12 protein-coding genes and 1 pseudogene are annotated in these 18,141 nt (G+C 67.8%); 7 read left to right on the forward strand and 6 right to left on the reverse strand.

Going from position 1 to position 18,141, the window contains the following annotated elements:
* Positions 1-2,412: a DEAD/DEAH box helicase gene (locus CHB65_RS00860; RefSeq protein WP_089383155.1), complete on the forward strand. Its 2,412-nt coding sequence runs from the start codon at positions 1-3 to the stop codon at positions 2,410-2,412.
* Positions 2,413-2,685: 273 nt separating this feature from the next.
* On the opposite strand, the gene gghA is transcribed toward CHB65_RS00860, so the two are convergent.
* Both gghA and malA read right to left on the reverse strand, forming a co-directional pair.
* Positions 2,686-5,397, reverse strand: coding sequence for a glucosylglycerol hydrolase (gene gghA / locus CHB65_RS00870; protein ID WP_179213547.1), 2,712 nt, complete (start codon positions 5,395-5,397; stop codon positions 2,686-2,688).
* A gap of 3 nt (positions 5,398-5,400) precedes the next feature.
* The gene (gene malA / locus CHB65_RS00875) at positions 5,401-7,434 is read right to left on the reverse strand and encodes an alpha-amylase MalA (RefSeq protein WP_089383156.1); all 2,034 of its coding nucleotides are present in this window, start codon (positions 7,432-7,434) and stop codon (positions 5,401-5,403) included.
* 166 nt (positions 7,435-7,600) lie between these two features.
* On the opposite strand from malA, the gene CHB65_RS00880 reads away from it, so the two are divergent.
* The 3 genes from CHB65_RS00880 to CHB65_RS00890 all read left to right on the forward strand — a co-directional run bounded on the left by CHB65_RS00880 (position 7,601) and on the right by CHB65_RS00890 (position 13,643).
* Positions 7,601-12,397: a glycoside hydrolase family 15 protein gene (locus CHB65_RS00880; RefSeq protein WP_089383157.1), complete on the forward strand. Its 4,797-nt coding sequence runs from the start codon at positions 7,601-7,603 to the stop codon at positions 12,395-12,397.
* A gap of 138 nt (positions 12,398-12,535) precedes the next feature.
* A complete protein-coding gene (locus tag CHB65_RS00885; RefSeq protein ID WP_089383158.1) occupies positions 12,536-13,108 on the forward strand; it encodes a hypothetical protein in 573 nt (190 codons plus the stop codon).
* Positions 13,109-13,172: 64 nt separating this feature from the next.
* Positions 13,173-13,643 (forward strand): hypothetical protein, encoded by a 471-nt coding sequence (locus tag CHB65_RS00890; RefSeq protein WP_089383159.1) that lies wholly within the window; start codon positions 13,173-13,175, stop codon positions 13,641-13,643.
* A gap of 42 nt (positions 13,644-13,685) precedes the next feature.
* Here CHB65_RS00890 and cyaB read toward each other — a convergent pair whose 3' ends face one another.
* A complete protein-coding gene (gene cyaB / locus CHB65_RS00895; protein ID WP_089383160.1) occupies positions 13,686-14,294 on the reverse strand; it encodes a class IV adenylate cyclase in 609 nt (202 codons plus the stop codon).
* A gap of 125 nt (positions 14,295-14,419) precedes the next feature.
* Between cyaB and CHB65_RS00900 the strand changes: the two genes are divergently transcribed.
* Positions 14,420-15,403: an FKBP-type peptidyl-prolyl cis-trans isomerase gene (locus CHB65_RS00900; protein WP_089383161.1), complete on the forward strand. Its 984-nt coding sequence runs from the start codon at positions 14,420-14,422 to the stop codon at positions 15,401-15,403.
* 60 nt (positions 15,404-15,463) lie between these two features.
* Positions 15,464-15,721: a hypothetical protein gene (locus tag CHB65_RS00905; protein WP_089383162.1), complete on the forward strand. Its 258-nt coding sequence runs from the start codon at positions 15,464-15,466 to the stop codon at positions 15,719-15,721.
* Between the two features lie 76 nt (positions 15,722-15,797).
* Here the strand turns inward: CHB65_RS00905 and CHB65_RS00910 are convergent, their stop codons facing one another.
* Positions 15,798-16,424, reverse strand: a complete 627-nt coding sequence (locus CHB65_RS00910) for an RAD55 family ATPase (protein WP_089383163.1) — start codon at positions 16,422-16,424, stop codon at positions 15,798-15,800.
* A gap of 48 nt (positions 16,425-16,472) precedes the next feature.
* Positions 16,473-17,267, reverse strand: a complete 795-nt coding sequence (locus CHB65_RS00915) for a MinD/ParA family ATP-binding protein (protein ID WP_089383164.1) — start codon at positions 17,265-17,267, stop codon at positions 16,473-16,475.
* 66 nt (positions 17,268-17,333) lie between these two features.
* On the opposite strand from CHB65_RS00915, the pseudogene CHB65_RS00920 reads away from it, so the two are divergent.
* Positions 17,334-17,625: pseudogene (locus tag CHB65_RS00920) on the forward strand (zinc ribbon domain-containing protein); the annotation flags it as partial.
* Positions 17,626-17,761: 136 nt separating this feature from the next.
* Here CHB65_RS00920 and CHB65_RS00925 read toward each other — a convergent pair.
* Positions 17,762-18,136, reverse strand: coding sequence for a YlbF family regulator (locus CHB65_RS00925; protein WP_089383165.1), 375 nt, complete (start codon positions 18,134-18,136; stop codon positions 17,762-17,764).
* Between the last annotated feature and the right edge of the window lie 5 nt (positions 18,137-18,141).

Consider the following 18,141-nt stretch of genomic DNA (forward strand, 5'->3'; position numbering starts at 1 on the left):
GTGTCGGATCCCATCGATTGGCTCCGCGAGCGACCCTCTTATGCCGGACAGATCGTCGACCATCGTCGTTTTGAGGCCCGCGAGCCACGCTTTTCGGATATCGAACTGGCCCCCCGACTGGCGGACGCGCTCGCCGAGCGCGGCGTCGATCGCTTATATACCCATCAGGCGACGGCGATCGAGGCGGCCCGCGACGGCGACGACGTCGTGCTCGCCACCGAGACGGCGAGCGGCAAATCGCTCGCGTATACCGTCCCCGCCTTCGAGGCCGCGATGGACCACGGGGGTCGGACCCTGTATATCGCCCCGCAGAACGCGCTGATCGCCGACCAGGAGGAGTCGCTCTCGGCGCTCTCCCGCGACCTCGGGTTCGCGAGCGGCGTCGCCGTCGATTCCTACACCGGCCGGCTCACGCGCGCCGAAAAGCGGGCCGTCAGGGACCGGCAACCGACGGTGGTGCTCTCGAACCCCGACATGCTCCACTACGGGCTTCTGCCCTACGCCGGGCGGCTCTGGGAGTGGTTCTTCTCCTCGCTCGAGTACGTCGTGATCGACGAGATACACGGCTATCGCGGCGTCTTCGGCTCGCAGGTCGCCATGACGCTTCGGCGGCTCGCGCGAACCTGCGAACGGTTCGGCTCGCGTCCACAGTTCATCTGCTGTTCGGCCACGATCGGCAATCCCGTCGAGCACGTCGCGACCGTCACGGGCCGCGATCCGGGCGCGATCACGCTCGTCGACGACGACACCTCCGGGCGCGGCCCGCGCGACTGGGTGCTCTGGAACCCTCCCGAGTACGACGACGACTGGGCCGACCGCGGGCAGGGCCGGCGACGGTCGAGCCACACCGAGAGCAAGCGGCTCTTCGCCGACCTCGTCGCGTCGGGCCGACAGACGCTCACCTTCACGCGCTCACGGCAGACCGCCGAGCGCTACGCGACCGAGAGCGCCGCGGAACTCCGACGACGGGGGGATCACGACCTCGCCGGCCGGGTCGGCGCGTATCAGGCTGCCCTCCGGGACGACCGCCGGCGCGAGATCGAATCGAAACTGCACGACGGCGAGTTACGGGGTGTGTGGTCGACGAACGCGCTCGAACTCGGCGTCGACGTCGGCGGGCTCGACGCCGTGATCCTCGACGGCTATCCAGGGACGCGGATGTCGACCTTCCAGCGGGCGGGCCGGGCCGGCCGCGGCGACGACCCGGCGCTTATCGTCCTCGTCGCGGGCGAGGACGGCCTCGATCAGTACCTGATGGAGCACCCGGACGACCTCTTCACCGCCCCGCCCGAGGACGCGATCTGTGACCCCGAAAACGACCGGCTCCTCCCGCGCCACGTCGCCTGCGCGGCCGACGAGTCCTGGCTCTCGACCGACGACGAGACGCACTTCGGCGAGTCTTTTCCGGGGATCGTCGCCGACCTGACGGAGACCGGGACGCTGACGCGACGGTCCACCGCCGAGGGCCCCCGCTGGATCCACAGCGACGGGGGGAACCCGCAACACGGGATGAACCTGCGTACCGCGGACGACCGCGAGGTCGATCTGATCGTCGAAGGGTCGAACGAGACCGTCGCCTCCCTCGGGCTCGCGGACGCCCTGCGGGACGCCCACCCGGGCGCGATCTATCACCAGCAGGGACGGACCTACGAGGTCGTCGAACTCGATCTCGACCGCGACGTGGCCAGGCTGCGCTCCTCGTGGGCGGACTACTACACGCAGGTGCTCACGGACAAGGACATCGTCGTCGAATCGGACCGTCGGGAGCGTGTTCTCGACGCCCGCCCCGACGTCCCGATCCGCTTCGCGGACGTGACGGTGACCGAACGGGTGACCGGATTCGTCCGCCGGGACCGCACGACGGGCGAGTCGCTCGGGGAGTCGACGCTCGCGCTGCCGCCCACGACGCTGCGGACGACGGCGCTGTATTTCCCGGTGCCCGCGGACATCGAATCGGAGATGCGGGCGATGGGGGCGGGCGAGGGCGACAACGAAGCCGGAGATATCGACGAAGACAACGACAACCACGGAGGCATCGGAACCCACGCGTTCAACGGCGGCATCCACGCCGCGGAACACGGCCTGATCTCGCTGTTTCCGTTTCACCTGCTCTGTGATCGCCGTGACGTGGGCGGGATCTCGACGCCCGCACACCCCCACACGGCCGGGCCGGCGATCTTCATCTACGACGGCTATCCGGGCGGCGTCGGACTGACGCGACGCGGCCATGACCGGTTCGAGGAACTCGCGGTCCGAACCGCCCGGCTCATCGACGGCTGTGGGTGTGCTGACGGCTGTCCGTCCTGTGTCCAGTCGCCACACTGTGGCAACGCCAACGAGCCGTTGGCGAAGGCGCCGGCGGTTCAGCTCCTTCGGTCGCTGGTTCCGGATCGACCGGGCGGGCCGGCGTAATTCGCCGACAGGATGACGACACTCGCTGGTGTGGTGGCGCCATACGTCGGTGGAATGGCGTCACGTGTCGGTGGAACGGCGTCACGTGTCGGTGGAATGGCGTCACTCGTCGGTGGAATGGCGCCACTCGCCGGTGGAATGGCGCCACTCGCCGGTGGAATGGCGCCACTCGCCGGTGGAATGGCGCCACTCGCCGGTGGAATGGCGCCACTCGTCGGTGGGATGGCGCCATTCGTCGGTTGAATGGCGTCATCCCGGCAGATCGCCGTCCGCCTACACCCGCCAAACGATCGCGTCGGCGGTTTCGAGCGTGACGGTATCGCCCGACTCGCCCGACTCAGGCTCAACTGCCGGCGGCGCGAGCACGACCCGCCACCCGTCGTCGGGCTCGGGAACGTCCGCTTCGGCCTCGACATCGACGCCCGCGAGGTCATCGCGCACCTCCGTGAGGAGGCCCTCTACATCGACCTCGACGGGCGTCCCTTCGACGTTACAGGCGACCAGTAGGTCCTCGTCGCCCTCGGGGTCCCGCCGGAGCGCGTAATAAAGGACCGTCCCCTCAGTGGGGTGTCGATAGCCGAACGTCTCCCCCCGCTCGGGGTCGACGTCCTCGCGCAGCCACGGGCGCTCCTGTCTGAACTCCCGCACCGCGCGGTCGAAGGCGGTCCGCTCGTCGTCCTGTGTCCCGTGCCAGCGGTCCAAGACGAAGTACTCGCTCACGTCCGCGCTCCAGGCGAACGAGAAGGTCTGCAGATCGGCGGCGGTGAGGTCATCGCCCATCGGCGTCCCCTGCACGGAGAGCAGCTCGGCGATGGTGTCCACGTCGTAGCCGGTGGCATCGACGAGCGAGGCGAGCGTCCGCGCGAACCAGCGCAACTCGCCGCGGTTCGAAAAGCCGAGCGCCTTCAGCCGTGCGAAGTCGTCGCCGTCGGCGAACGCCCCTTCGGGGATGTGCCAGTCGATCCACGGGGCCTCCTCGGCGACGACCTTCACGTTCCAGATCGGGTCCGTGTCGCGGACGAACCCCCACGGCGCTCGGTGGTTCGCGTGCAGGAAGTCCATCGGCACGCCGGGCATGGCGACGTGGAACCAGACGAGCGCCGCAGGGCTGTCGTACGCCTCTCGGATCGTCTCCGGCGGCGTGTCGGCCAGATACGGGTTGATAAGCGCGCCGCTCCAGTCGTCGGAGATCTGCACCTGTGATCCGCGCCGCAGCGTATCGTGATTCGCCACGCCGGTGATCCACTGGCTGCCGAACTCGCCGACCTCCTTCATTCGCCACCACTTCGTCGCCCAAAAGGTGAGCAGCGCCGGCTTGTTGTGGGCGAACGTGACCGGCGACCACTGGAACGCGTGCGGATGCTGCTCGATGAGCGTCCGATACGTCGAGGCCAACTCCCAGTCCTCGCGCGGCCACGGGCGGCCGTCCTCGTAGATCATCCACGGGCGGTACTCGGTTCCCGCCACGGTCTGGGTCACCTCGTCCATCCGCGCGAGGAACGCGTCGTCGTGGAACTCCTCGCCGGTCTCGGCGTCGTGATAGGTAAAATCCTGTGCGCCGTCGACGCGGATCCCGTCCGCCCCGAACGCCATCTTGCGCCGCTGGAGCTCCAGGAGGATCGCCCGGACGACCGGCTGCCGATAATCGAGGTGAAGCCCGTACATCCCCGGCCCCTCGAAAAACGGCGACGGGAGCAGTTCGTCGGCGGCATTATCGGCGTGACCCAGCGCAACGTCGAAGACGACCCGGATCGGGTCGGGCATGGCGTGACAGGCGGCGATGAACTCGACCAGCTCGTCGGGACGGCCGGTCTCCAGGATCGCCGGGTTCGCCGCCGAGAAGGCGCTCACGACCACGTCGTAGCCCCAGTTCGTCTGATCGGGCCGTTTCAGCCCCACGGTCACGCGTTCGGCGTCGGCGTCGCGGTCGAAGGCGTCGTGGATGGCGGGTTCGTCTGCGGACGTGTCATCGGTGTCGCCGTCGGCGGTACTGTCCCCGTCGCCGACAGCCGACCGGTCCACGTCCTCCGTCGCCCCCTCGTACGCGCCGCCGGGCCGCCAGTACCACTGCCGGTCATACGCCTGCGTGAGTGGCTCGACGGGCATCACCTGGACGGCGTCGTAGCCGGCGTAGTTGCGCTCGTGTGGGTCGAGTGGCTCGCCCGATCGCAGCTTCTCGCCGATGGTTTCGAACCGCTCGGCGAGCGCGCGAAGCGACCCCTCCGCGGTCGTGGTCCCCGGATGGATCTCGAGCATGCTCGTCGCGGGCTCAACCCGCGGGAGGCCGTCGTCCTCGGTCGTCGGCAGCGCCTCGTCGTCGGTGCCGAACGACCGGAAGTGCTCGCGGTCCGGTCGGGTCGCATCGAGGTGCGGCCAGTCGTACACCTCGGCGGGCGCGAACGTGCCGAACGGAACCGAGTACGCGAGCGGGTCGCGAACGACGCTCCAGCCGCCGTCGCTCGATCCCTCCCCGTCCGGACCCTCGTCACTCGGGGACGGATACACGAGCTGATAGAGCGCGCCGAGCCGGTCGCCGGTTCCGACGGGCACGTCCTCGACGGCGACCCAGTGGAACTCGCCGTCGCGCTCGACGGGGAGCCGGCGAACCGCGAATTCGGTCTCCCGGAGATCATCGCGTCCCGGGTCGACACTCCCATCCTGTCCGTCCTGCCCGTCTTGCCCATCCTCACCGAGCGGGACGAACAGCTCCAGACGGACGTTCTCCGTGGGGACGCCGTCGGCGACGAGGTCCGGTGTCCAGAAACCGAAGGCGACTCCCGCGGGCGGATCCTCGGCTGGGTCGGCGTCCGGTGGACGAATCGGCTGTGCGCCCAGCCGCTCAGCTATCCGTCTCGCGGCAGCGAACTCGTCCTCGGCTCGTTTCCGATCGTCCTTCGCCTGCGCGACGAGTTCGGCGGTGTGTTCGGGGAGGATCGAAGGCTCCGCGGGCCCGTCACCGCCGGCCTCGAACGGCGTCTGCGTCACGGTTCAGTCCTCCAGCGGCACGACGGCGACGTCGTCGGCGAGGATCCGCTCCTCCCCGTCGGCGTCGACCGTGACGCAGGACTCCCCGGTCACGACGTTGGTTTCACCGTGGGCGGCGTCGACCGCGACGGCCGCCTCGCCCAGCGAGAAGTTCAACACGACGACGAACGACTCCGTCTCGCCCTCCCGCTGGAAGGCGACGACGTCGTTCGGGTGGACGGTCTCGCCGTCGGCGATGAGCGGTCGCTCCGTCAGGTCGCCGCTGGCGACGTGGTAGCCGACGCGGGAGAGGTCGCCCGCGGGTCCGAGCGCCGGATGCTCGGCGTGGGTCGCGAGCAGCCGTTCGTATCGCTCCCGTACCTCATCGCGGGCGTGATCCCACGCGATGTCGTCGCGCCGACCGCGCTGGCCGATCTCCTGACCGGCATAGACCATCGGGACGCCGGGCAGCGTCACCGTCGCCGCACCCGCGGCGGCCGCGGCCGCGTCGCCACATTCGACGCGATAGCGCGTCTCGTCGTGGTTCTCGATGTACTGCAGGAAGCCGGCGTGATCGGGGAAGCCGACCCGTGCGCGCTGTTCGATCGCGTCGAGGAGGGATTCGGCGGGCTCCGCGCCGCGGCCGACCTGCCGAAGCTGGAAGTAGAGGGTCGCATCGAAGTGAACGTCGAACATCCCCTCGTGGAAGTCGGCGATATAGGGGATCGTCTCGTCCATCAACAGGAACTCCCGATCGATATCTTTCACCCGGTCGCGAAGCTCGCGCCAGAACGACTCCGGCACCGCCCACGCCATGTCACACCGGAAGCCGTCGACGAGCGGGGCCCACTCGTCTATCACGTCGAGGAGGAACCGCCTGACGTGGAGGTTCTCGTGGTTTAAGTTCGCGATCAGCTCCCAATCGAAGTAGGTGCCCGGCTCGCCGGACTCCTGCCACTCGTAGCGGTCGCGGTAGGGCGAATCCGGATCCTGATACGCATCCTCGAACCATCGGTGGTCGCGGGCGGTGTGGTTGGCGACGAAATCGAACAGCACACGGAGGCCGTGGTCGTGTGCGGTCTCGACGAGCGCCTCGTAGTCCGCACGTGTGCCGAGGTCGCCGGCGACGTCGAAGAAGTCGACGATGTTGTAGCCGTGCGGCTTTCCGTCGTGTTGGAGGACGGGCGTCAACCAGAGCGTGTCGACGCCGAGGTCGGCCAGTTCGGGGATCCGATCGGCGATGGCGTCGAACGTCTCGCCGGGGGCGTCGGTGTCGGTGAACGTCCGGACGTACACCTCGTACACACGGGCGTTTTCGGTCCATTCCGGGGGCTGGTTGAGCCGGATCGTCTCGAAGCCGTCGCGGGTCCGGTCGATCGCGACGGCGTCGGCGACGCTGAATCGGAGCTCCTGGCCGGGTTCACGGGCGACGGAGACGGCGTGGATCCGCAACCGGTCGGCGACGGTCGCCGCCGGCACCTCCAAGGTGGCTCCGTCGGTCGTCTCCGTCACCGATAGCGCGTCACGCGGGTTCGTCCGGCCCTCGACGACCGAGGCGGCGACGTCGCGGTCGTCGACGACGAAGGCCACGTCGAGATCGGACGCGTCGAGTTCGGAGTCGGGGTTCGGCTTCGCCGTCGCCTCCACGCGGACCGTTTCGCCCTCGGCATCCGCCGCGACCGCCGCGTCAAGTTGGACCCGCGGCGGCCCGGTCCCCTCGTGGGCCTGTTCGGCCGCGTAGTCGACCTCGGCGCGGTCGGCATCGCGATCGCGAAGCACGGTTCCGCTCCCGCCCGCGATGTCGACGTCCTCGTATGCGGCCGGGAACGCTCGGATCGTCAGCTGATGGTCGCCGTCGGGCCCTTTGAGCCCGAGCGTGAATCGCCCGGGTACGTCGGGGGTGAACTCGGTTACGGGGTTCTCGCCCACGGTCGCCTCGCTTCCGGGCGGCGATTCGATCACATGCCATTCGTACGTCGCTTCGGGGTCGGGATCGCGTGGTGCCAACTGTGTCGTCTCGCCTGTCGAGAGAAACCGCGGCGGGCCAGGATGGTGCATGCGGCAACACTCGTCACCCGGGGTCTTCGGTGTTACCATCTCCGGTATTTTTGACGATGCGATCCGCTCATCGCCCGATAGTGTACTCATACGGAGCTACAAACGGGATCGAGCCCTGTTGACCTCCTTCGTCAATGCTTTTGTCTCGGGGCACAGGAGGACGTGTATGCGACTGAGAACGGCTCTCACGGAACACAAACGCCGCCACGGGGAACGGTTCCCCGCGGAGCGTTCCACGACGACGGGCGCGTTCACCGGCGACGGGGAGCGGCTGGTCTATATCGGGCGTCACGGCACGATCCATGACTGTTCGTACCCGCTATCGGGAATCGGCGGGATCGACCGGCTTCGTCTCGGGATCCTCGCCGGCGGCAGCGTCCGGTGGTTCGACGGGCTCGCCGCGACGCGACAGCACTACGACGACGACACGCCGCTCGTCGAGACCGAGTACGACGCCGGCCGCTACACGGTCCATCAGTTCGATATCACGGTCGAGGGGACACATCTCACGCACGTCGAACTCCGTGGCGCCCCCCCGGCGGACGCGGAACTCGTCGTCGCGTGTTCGTTCGCGCCCGACCTCGCGGAGGGACGCGTCGGCAACATCGTTCACCGGGAGGCCGGCCCCGCGGACGGACACGTCATAGAGGTGTTCCACCGCGCGGAGCACGACTTCCTCACCGCCTCGACGGGCCTCTCGTCGGCGCATGGCCAGCGACAGGACTCGCTCTCCGACTTGCTCGGAAGGGACGACAATGGGTTCCCTCGACGGGGAGAGATCGACGACCACGAGGCGTCCCACCTGACGGGCGACGTCATCGCTCGCGCGCCGTTCGAACGCGAGGGACGCACGGAGCGCGTCACCGTCGCGACCGACACGGTGCTCGCCGATCCGGACGCCCGCGACGCCAATGGCCGTGCTCGCGAAGGGTGGATAGCCGACATCTCGGAAGCCGCTGCAACGTATTCGGCCGCTGACGATCTTCGGGAGGCGGCCGAGGCGAGGGGTCCGACGGTGCCGGAGGACGCCCCACGGCGGCCGCTCCTCGCGGCCGATCTGCGCACCCTCGATCTCCTCACCGCGTCCTCCGGCGCCCGGATCGCCGGGCCCGATTTCGATCCCTTCTATTCGAACTCCGGTGGGTACGGTTATACGTGGTTCCGCGACGACGCGGAGGTATCGAACGCCCTGCTCGCGGCCAGCGCGGAGCTCGATCTCCCTGCGGATGAGGAGCTGTCGACGACCGCGGACTTTTTCTGTGCGACCCAGGACGCCGACGGCAGCTGGCCCCACCGTGTCTGGGCCGACTCCGGCACGGTCGCGCCCGGCTGGGCGAACGCCCGTATCGAGGGCCCTGACGGCGACGTCGGCCCGGATGACCAGCTCGATCAGCCCGCGGCGGTCGTGGCGTTCCTCGCCCGTCTGCGGCGGACGACCGACCTCGATGAGCAACGACGCGACCGAGTCGATGCGGCCATCGCCGATGCGGTCGACTTCCTGATCGAAACCTGTGAGGAGGACGGGCTCCCACGCGCCTGTCAGAACTGCTGGGAGAACGCGATCGGTCGCTTCACCCATACCGGCGCGACGTACCTGCGTGCGTTCGCGGCGGTGGCGCGTGCGCCGGTCGATGACGACCTCCGTGCTCGCGCGGCGACGGCGGCGGATGCGGCCCTGCTCGGCCTCGACGGACGATGGATCCCCGAATCCGACCGCTTCCCGCAGCGGGCCTCCGAGGAGAGCCGGGATACCCGGGCCGATTCCAGCACGTTCGGACTGGTGGACGGGCTCATCGAGTACGCCGCGCTCGCGGAGGAGCGCGCGGACGGCGAGGACGGAGAGGACGGGACGGAGACGCTTCCCCCGATCGACGGCGACGTCGACCTCGAAACGTTCGTGGATCGAGTGCGGACGCACGTCCGGACGACGATCGATGCGCTCCGTCACGAGACGGCCGATGTCGAGGGGCTCGTGCGCTTCGTCGGCGACGACTGGCGGGTCGAAGAACAGGGACACGCGAAGGTGTGGTCCGTCGCGACCCTGTGGGGTGCGCTCGCGGCCGCCGAGCTCGGTGGCTTCCTGGTCGAGCGTGGCGAAAGCGGGGACTCGCTGTTCTCGGTCGCCCGCGAACTGTACACGCTCTGTGAGCCGAAGGGACCGCTTACGAACGAGGCGGGGCTGCTCGCCGAACAGGTGTTCGATAACGGCGACCTCGACAGCGCGACGCCGCTCGGCTGGTCACACGCCCTTCGGCTGCACGCCACGGTCACGCTCGCGCGGCATGGGAAGCTTCCGGTCCCATCCGAACGGCCGACGGGCCCGGAGGCCGCACCGCAGTGGACGACCGGCCGCAAGTTCGGGGTCGCCACGCCGGCGGATCACGGCGAGGAGGACCCCGTGCCCATCTGGTTCACGCTCACCGAGGGGGCGCTCACGGAGGCCCGATTCCCCCGGATCGACGTGATGAACCTCCGGACGTTCGACTTCCTGATCGCCGACCCCGAGACCGACTACACCGTCCGGACCTTCGATGAGACCCGCCACGTGACGATGACGGAGACGATAGAGCGGACGACGGAACCCGCCGACGACCAGGCGCTCGCGTACACTCAGACGATCACGGAGACCGGCGACGGCCACGGTCACGAATGGACGCTCACCGTCGAGTACGCCATCGATGTGGACGGGCAGGCGCTCCTTGCGGACGTCTCCTTCGAGGGATGCCGCGAGTACGACATCTACGCCGTGGCCGATACGACCCTCGGAAACGTCGGGGTCGACGACTACGGCCGGCGCGTCCCCGCGGTCGATCCGGAGGCGACGCCCGCGTCCGACGACATCGAGGCGATCACCGCCGCCGGTGACCTCACGGACGGTGGCACCGTCCCCGCCGCGCAGTCGGCGGAGCCGAACACGGACACCGGGGCATACCATCTCATCGCGCGCAACGCACATCCCGACCGCGAGCCCGGCAAGATCGTCGATGCGGACGGGGATCCCTTCGAGGTCGCGCTCGCGCTCGCGAGCGCCAGCCGGTTCGAGTGGGCGACCGCCGCGCACGCGGGTGACGAGTCGCTGAGGACGCTTTTCACCACCGGCGAGCGCGACGACGGGGCCGACGAGGCGACCGGCAACCTCGTCCTCGCGGGGCTCGTCGGAAGCGGCGAGCGGGTTTCGGACACGCTCGCGCTCGGCTTCGCGGAGCGGGCGGACACCGCGGCGGCGCTCGGCGAGGCGGAGGGGGCGCTCGCCCGGCCCTTCCGAGAGGTCGCCGACGATTACGCGGCGACGTGGCACGACTGGTTGGCCGGCCGGGAGTATCCCGACTCCGTCGCCGGCGACCCCGACCTCGAAGCGCAGTACCGGTTCGCGCTCATGACGCTCGCGGCCGTCGAGGACAAACGGCACGCCGGTGCGGGGATCGCCAGCCCCTCGGTGCCGTGGGGTGAGACCGAACACGCCGCCGAGGACCGCGGGTACGGCTACAACTTCGTCTGGTCGCGCGACCTCTATCAGGTCTTCACGGCGCTCGTCGAGGTTGGCGAGATCGAGCGTAGCGCGGACGCGCTCGCGTACCTGTATAACACCCAGCAGGACGACGACGGGTTCCTCCCACAGAACACCTACATCAACGGACGGACCCGCTGGGGCGGTGAGCAGATGGACAACATCGCCTTCCCGTCGGTGATGGCCTGGCAGCTGTACGAACACGGGGTGACGTTGACGGATGCCGACTACACCTACGATCAGGTGCGGCGGTCGCTCGGCTACGTCTCGCGAAACGGCCCCGAGACGGCACAGGAACGCTGGGAGGAGGAGGCCGGCTTCTCGCCCTCCAGCATCGCCGCGGAGATCGCGGGACTCGTCTGTGGGGCCGCGCTCGCGCTTGCTGAGGCCGAGCGAGTCGACGCGGACGGCTCGGCCGATCTCGATGCGGCCGGTCTCCCAGAGGATCCCGACTCGTTGCGTGCGGACGCGTTGGCGTGGCTCGCGCTCGCCGACGACTGGGCCGAGCGCGTCGAGGAGTGGTGTGCAACCGAGACCGGGACGGACCGTCACACGGAGACGCCATACTACCTCCGGATCACCGCCGACGGCGACCCGGAATCCGGCCGCCCGCGGACGATCGCCAACGACGGACCGACCTACGACGAGCGGGAGATCATCGACGGTGGCTTCCTCGAACTCGTCCGGCTCGGCGTCAAGCCGGCCGACGATCCGATCGTTCGCAACTCGGTTTCGGTCGTCGACGACTCGATCCGGGTGGATACGCCCTACGGCCCCGGCTGGTACCGATACGTCGGCGACGCCTACGGCGAGATATCCACGGGCGATCCGGGGGCCCCGTGGGCGGGTACCGGCGGCGGCAAGGGCCGTCTCTGGCCCATCTTCACCGGTGAGCGCGGTGAGTACGAGCTTCGCGCCCGCGCTGACGGCCCGGACGCCTTCGGCGGTACCGATGAGGAAGCGTTGGAGCCCGAGGCGCTCTTGGAGACGATGGCGGGCTTCGGCAACTCCGGACGGATGCTCCCCGAGCAGGTGTGGGACCGCGAGCATCCGACGGAGTACGGCTGGGAGTTCGGCGAAGGCACGGGTGGGGCTACCCCGCTCGCGTGGTCGATGGCCGGGTTCATCCGGCTCGCACACGGGATCGATGCGGGAGTGCCGGTGGAGACGCCCGCCGTCGCTCGCGAACGATACGTCGAGCGCGATCGGCCGGACGGACCCGAGCTGACGGCGACGGTTGAGCCGACCGAGGACGGTCACCGGATCGTCGGCGAGACGACGGGCGACCGGGTCGCGGTGCATGGCCGCGCCGGCGGTCTGCTCGTCGAACCCGACGCCGACGGAACCTACGAAGTCGCGCTCGGGACCGATTACGACGGCGACGTCGTCACGATCGCGGCCGTCGACGGCGACGTCGCGACCGGCGGCACAACCGTCGAACGCGAATACGTCTGAGTTGACGTCGGTCAGCTGTCGGTCGAATCCGGTCCGCTTTTCACCGATCTCGTGCGGACTGGCCGTGCTGTTCCTCCATTCCGCTCTTCGCTCGTGGGCGATCGCAAGGGATTTCCGATCGGTCATCGGTGTTGGAATATGAACCGCCGTGGCGTCATGACGGCCGTCGGCGCGCTCGCGATCACCGCGCTGGCGGGCTGTGCGGACGACGAGGCGGATGACCCCGATGAGGAGGATCCCGAAGATCTCGAGGAGCTCCTCGAGGAATCCGCCGAGTCGGACTCGGATCCGGAGAACGACGGGTCGGCCGTCGAGCGGAACCCACCAGAGGAGGCGGTCGCCGAGTTCCTCGACGCCGATGCGGAGGGCGACGGCGAACGGGCGAACGAGCTCTTTTACGACGAGGACCCGTTCCCTGCGGAGATGGATCCGATCCCGGAACCGGAGCTTCGGACGGTCGCGGAGTGGAATTCCGTAGAGGCGATCATGGAGTCCGGCGGCCTGCCCGAGTCGGAGGCGGAGGATCTCGTTGCGGAACTGGAGACGGAGCGTGAGGAGGTGACCGGAGCGGATCCCGACGTCGACGATCTCACCTACGTGTTCGCAGTTATGCAGTCCGCCGAGGCCGATGAGATCTACCAACTGCTGACCGTCGTGGAGGTCGACGGGGAGTGGCTCGTCTCGTCGTTCGAACAGATCCTTCCGGCGTGAACACGTCTCGCATGGCTCGACGGATGTCCGGGGATTTAGATACCGAGAACGACAACGCGGAGCTATGAACCGGAGGCGACTGCTCGTGGCGGCGGCGACAGGGATGTCGCTCTCGATGGCGGGCTGTGCCGACGACGAGGCGAACGACCCTGACGAGAGTGCTGAACGGGACGGCGAGGGATCCACGGCGAACGCCGACTCGAACGCCGGCTCGGAGGTCGACGCGTTTCACAACGCGATCACGGTCATCGATGAGGAGTTGGGCGTCGATGCGAGCGGGATCGAATCGGAGTTCGTCTGGGTCGACTTTTATACCACCGGCGAACTCGTCGACGACCTGCAGGTCGTCGGCGGGGCGTATGCGGCCGCGGTGGATCAGGGCGTCGATCGCCCGCTGAGTGCGATCGCCGTACAGGAGGACGCCCCGGTCGAGGAGTACGAAGTGACCATCGAGCCCGAGTGGGGACAGGCGTTCATCGACGAGGAGCTCTCCGGTCAGGAGTATTTAGAGCGGATCGAGGAAACGCTGGAGTAGCCGCGGATCGGCCACTGCACAGCCGACCAGTTAGCCGACCGGTCAGTCGTTTTCCAACAGTTCGAGATAGGACGTCCGCAACTGGTCGGCGGCGTCGAGCCCCAAGCGATCGAGGGTTGCGATGGCCCGCTCCCTGGCCTGTTCGATCCCGGCGGCGTCCACGACGGCCAGTTCGACCTCGACGAACTCGCCGAGGTCGGTCACGGTATCGAGGGTAACGGTCACGTCATCGATCGACCAGCGTTCCCGTCGTTTCTCGACGGTCGCGGCCGGCTCGAAGCCCAGCCCCTCGAGGATCCCCGCGGCGGCCGCCGGCTCCGACACCGCGGTCTCGTACTCCTCCCGCGTCTTCGAGGCCGCCTCCACCAGTGGCCCTTTATAAGTGATGGCGGCGCTCGTCTCGTCGGTCTCGCCGTCCCGTGCATCGCTCCCGCCCCGTCGATCCTCATCGTCGCTGCCCTCACGTTGCACATCGAGGACCGTTTCATGCCGAATTCGGAGCGCCTCGTCGGTTTCGGCGAACGTCCGATGCGGCGCATCGTAGTAGATATCACGCTGGTGTCTGGTGTCGCGTCGGATCGCGTCGAGGGCGATGAGGCGCTCGCGGACCGCCTCGGTCGACGCCGGAACCTTGAGTTCGACCTCGTACACGTTCGAGGCTGTGCCGGCGATGAATAAAAATGAGCGGATCGGTGTGCTCTGCCGCGTGTCACCGTGAACCACGCCCGGCGCGTCGAACCGTGCGCCTTAAGGGTGCAACAAGTGATGTTTCGTGCATGAGTGACCAGGAGCAGGCCGAGGCGGCCGAAGACGCCGAGGAGACCGAAACTGCGGGTGCCGAAGACGCCGAAGATGCCGGGGAGCAGGCGGAAGCCGAGGAGCCGACCGACGACGAGGCCGCCGGCCTGCAGGACGGCGATTTCATCCGCATCGCCTACACGATCCGGACCGACGACGGCCGCGTCATCGACACGACCGACGAGGAGGTCGCCGAGGAGTCGGAGATCGACGTCGAAGAGTACGAGTTCGAGCCGCGGATCATCGCGCTCGGCGCGGGACACGTCTTCCCCACCGTTGAGGAGGCGCTCATCGGCGGCGAGGTCGGCGACGCCGACACCGTCGACGTGCCCGCGGAGGACGCCTTCGGCGAGTACGACCCCGAGGAGGTCGAGACCGTCAAGACCGACAAGATCCCCGAGGACAGCCGCTATCCCGGCGCACAGGTCCAGATCGACAACCGACAGGGCCATCTCGAGACGATCATCGGCGGCCGCGCCCGTGTCGATTTCAACCACCCGCTCGCGGGCGAGGACCTCGAATACGAGTACGAGATCCTCGACGTGATCGACGATCGCGAGGAGAAGGCCGCCGGCCTGCTCGGGATGTACCTCCAGCAGGAGCCCGAGGTCCGCATCGAGACGGTCACCGAGGAGGAGGAGACGGTCACCGAGGACGACGACGGTGAGGAAGTGATCGAGACCGAGGAGGTCGAAAAGGAGGTCCTCTACATCACGGCCACGCCCGGCATGCAGATGAACCAGCAGTGGATGTTCCAGAAACAGCAGATCGCCCAGGACCTCATGTCCCGGCTCGACCTCGACCGCGTCATCGTCGAGGAGGTCATCGACGGCGGCGGCATGGGTGGCCTCGGCGGCATGATGGGCGGGCTCGGCGGTGCGGGCGCCGGCGACATCGAGGACGCCCTGGAGGACGTCGACATTGACGCCGACGAGATCGTCGACGAACTCGACGAGGAGTAGCGGGCCACCCGTACAGAACCTCGAACACCCGCTAGCAGACCCTGACACAGCATATCAGAGATGAAGATCGAACGCGCCCGTGAGGACCTCGTCGTTGCCGGCTCCGGTGCCGGCGCGACCGTTGTTCTGGCGATCCTCTCGTCCGTGGGCCTCGTCGGGGAGATCAGTTCGATCGCGATGCTCGCGCCGGTGTTCGTTTATTTCGCTTACCTCTTCTCACGGAAGGGCGGTCCGTACGGATCGTGGGATCTCGCCCGAAACTGGGCGATCCTCGCGATCCTCGTCGCTCTCGGCGTCCTTGTTGGGTCGCTCGTTTAAGCCTCGACTGGGCTTCGGGGATGCACCCACGGGAGGGCACTTCCAGTCGCCGCTCGTTCGCCGGCTGTCGCCCCTCTCAGGCGATGTCACGGCTCGTATCGACCGTTACCGACTCCCCGAGTTTCAACTTCAGCGGCTTCTCGGGGATGACCCCGCCGCGGAACTTCGGGACGATGAGGCGGTGTTCGACGTCGGTTCCGGTCACGCGGCTTCGTAGGTCGAAGACGAGGTCCGCCATCTGTTCGGTGAGTACGCGGTTTTCGGGATCGTGTTCGCTTCGCACCGCGTGGAGGATAGCTATCGCCTCGGCGTCGATGACACGCGTCATCAGGTCATCGATGAATCGTCGGTACGTTTCCGCATCGGTTCGCTCCAGCGGTTCGACGGAGTCAACGATCAGCGTCGATTCCGTGTCGAGCTCCGAGACCACCGCCGCCGTTCGTTCGATCGCTTCCTCGTCGTGTGCGGCATGAACGGTCACCGACTCGGTATCGACCGCGTCGGACCGTTCGATCCCACGCTCGACGGTCGTCGTCGAGCGGACCGTCGTCACGTACTGTGTCTCGCGGACGCCACAGAACGTGTTGATGAAGAGTTCGGACTGGCTTGCGGCGTCGGCTTTTAACACGACGACGCTTCCCGGCGGAAGCCCCCCGTCGAGGACGCGATCCAGGACGGGGATACCGGTCGCGAGCCGATCCATATACGTAGTGATACGTCCTGACCTTTGGGCTTGTCGGTCTCGGTTAGGTCACCGTTCCGTGGCCGCATTGCATCCGGGTAGCGATTCGGCGTGATCGGTTTCCATGAGCCGCTTAGCGATCCGGCGATATGCCGATTTGACCGGCGTCGACGCGAGCGGATCCGATGGACGGTCCGGGACGGTTCCGAGGATCGGACACTCCAGAAGATCTGACACCGCGTCCGGGGCCGATGCCGCCCGGGTGATGACCACCCCATGGATCCGACAGTCGAGCGCACGCGCCAACGCGGCGGTCTTCGTCGTATCCCGCAACGCAGGCGCCTGCAGCGGCGTCACGAGCACACACCCCTCGGCGACACGCAACGGTGCCACGGCGTCCGGCGAGGCACCGGCGGGACAGTCGAGAAGCACCCTCGATCCGTCGAATCGACGGCCGAGTTCAGCAAACACCGTCACGGGATCGTATTCATCGGGTCGGGTCGGCGCCCCGAGCACGAGCGGCTCACCGTCCCGGCCCGCGGGATCGGTCGGACGATCGGTTCGTTCGTCCGATCCGTCGACGAGTCGGGCTGTCTGACAGCGGCTACCGGCTGAGCGATGGTCGTGACCCCCGTCCCTTCCCGGCGCCGAGGGGACGATGGCGTCGACGGTCCGCGTTTCAACCCGTACACCCGCGGTCGCTGCGCCGAGGGTGGTGAGGTTCGGGAGGTCCCAGTCCGCGTCGACGGCCACGGTGTCCTGGTGTGTCCCTTGCGTGGCCGAACAGGTTGCGAGGGCCCGGGCGAGCCCGACCGTCGTGGTCGTCTTTCCGCTTCCACCCTTTCCACCGGCGACGGCTATCACGGGCGATCTGGCCGCGTCTTCGTATTTAACTGCCCGGACGAAAAGACGCCCTCGGGCGCCGACCGATCAGTCGAGCAAGTTGAGCCGAACCACACGTCACAACGCTGTTCACGTACCGACTGTGGGTTTACGCATGAGGACAACCGCGACGGGGAAACGTTCTGTTGTCTAAAATGTGGGTATGAAATGAACGCAGATTACAACGCCGCAAAAAAACGTCGGGATACGATACGCTCGAAAGCAGAAACACAGCCTCCGTTCGTCGCCCAAGTCGACGGGTGGAGACGCACCGGTAGACGTGCGTTTGAATGGTGGGACGTTGAACGGCGAGGGTGACCAGCCTATTGCTGGCGACTGATCGCCGGGAGTCTACATCAAAGCCCCATCTGCGCACGGGCGCGACGCGCCCGTTCGCATGGTCCGTGGGACCTTCGGTCCCACACTACCCTCAAGGACCGAGGCGCGTATGCGCCGAGGGAGTGGGGTGGGGTAGTTTACTCCTGACAACAGCCGCCGGCCTCGCCGCCGAAGTCGACCGCGAGCGGCTCGGAGATGGCTTCATTCACCGACTTGAGCGTCTCGTTGAGTTCGTCCTGCGCGTCGAGGAACGCCCGCATCGTCGGCATCGAGTGGAGGTCCGCCTGTGCGTTTTGCACCTCACGGAGCGCCGATTGGGTCGCCTGTCCGGTCTGTCGCGCCTGCATGAACTCCGCCCGGAGCTGTTCGAACTCGCCGATCCGCTCTTGGACCTCCGCATCCCGCTGGACGGCCTCACGAGCCTCCTCAAATCGCTTGTACTCCGGCGTCTGGGCGATCAACTCGCCGAGTTCGCGACCGAGGTCCTCGACGGACGCGTGTTCCACGCTCATACCCC

The organism is Halorubrum vacuolatum (genome assembly GCF_900188065.1).
In the GTDB taxonomy this organism is placed as follows: Archaea; Halobacteriota; Halobacteria; order Halobacteriales; family Haloferacaceae; genus Halorubrum; species Halorubrum vacuolatum.

Excerpts from the sequence above, each read along its gene's own strand:
- CHB65_RS00910 (WP_089383163.1), bottom strand. The coding sequence starts at position 16,424 with ATGGATCGGCTCGCGACCGGTATCCCCGTCCTGGATCGCGTCCTCGAC.
- CHB65_RS00890 (WP_089383159.1), top strand. The coding sequence starts at position 13,173 with ATGAACCGGAGGCGACTGCTCGTGGCGGCGGCGACAGGGATGTCGCTC.
- malA (WP_089383156.1), bottom strand. The coding sequence starts at position 7,434 with ATGCACCATCCTGGCCCGCCGCGGTTTCTCTCGACAGGCGAGACGACA.
- CHB65_RS00900 (WP_089383161.1), top strand. The coding sequence starts at position 14,420 with ATGAGTGACCAGGAGCAGGCCGAGGCGGCCGAAGACGCCGAGGAGACC.
- CHB65_RS00885 (WP_089383158.1), top strand. The coding sequence starts at position 12,536 with ATGAACCGCCGTGGCGTCATGACGGCCGTCGGCGCGCTCGCGATCACC.
- CHB65_RS00905 (WP_089383162.1), top strand. The coding sequence starts at position 15,464 with ATGAAGATCGAACGCGCCCGTGAGGACCTCGTCGTTGCCGGCTCCGGT.
- CHB65_RS00925 (WP_089383165.1), bottom strand. The coding sequence starts at position 18,136 with ATGAGCGTGGAACACGCGTCCGTCGAGGACCTCGGTCGCGAACTCGGC.
- CHB65_RS00880 (WP_089383157.1), top strand. The coding sequence starts at position 7,601 with ATGCGACTGAGAACGGCTCTCACGGAACACAAACGCCGCCACGGGGAA.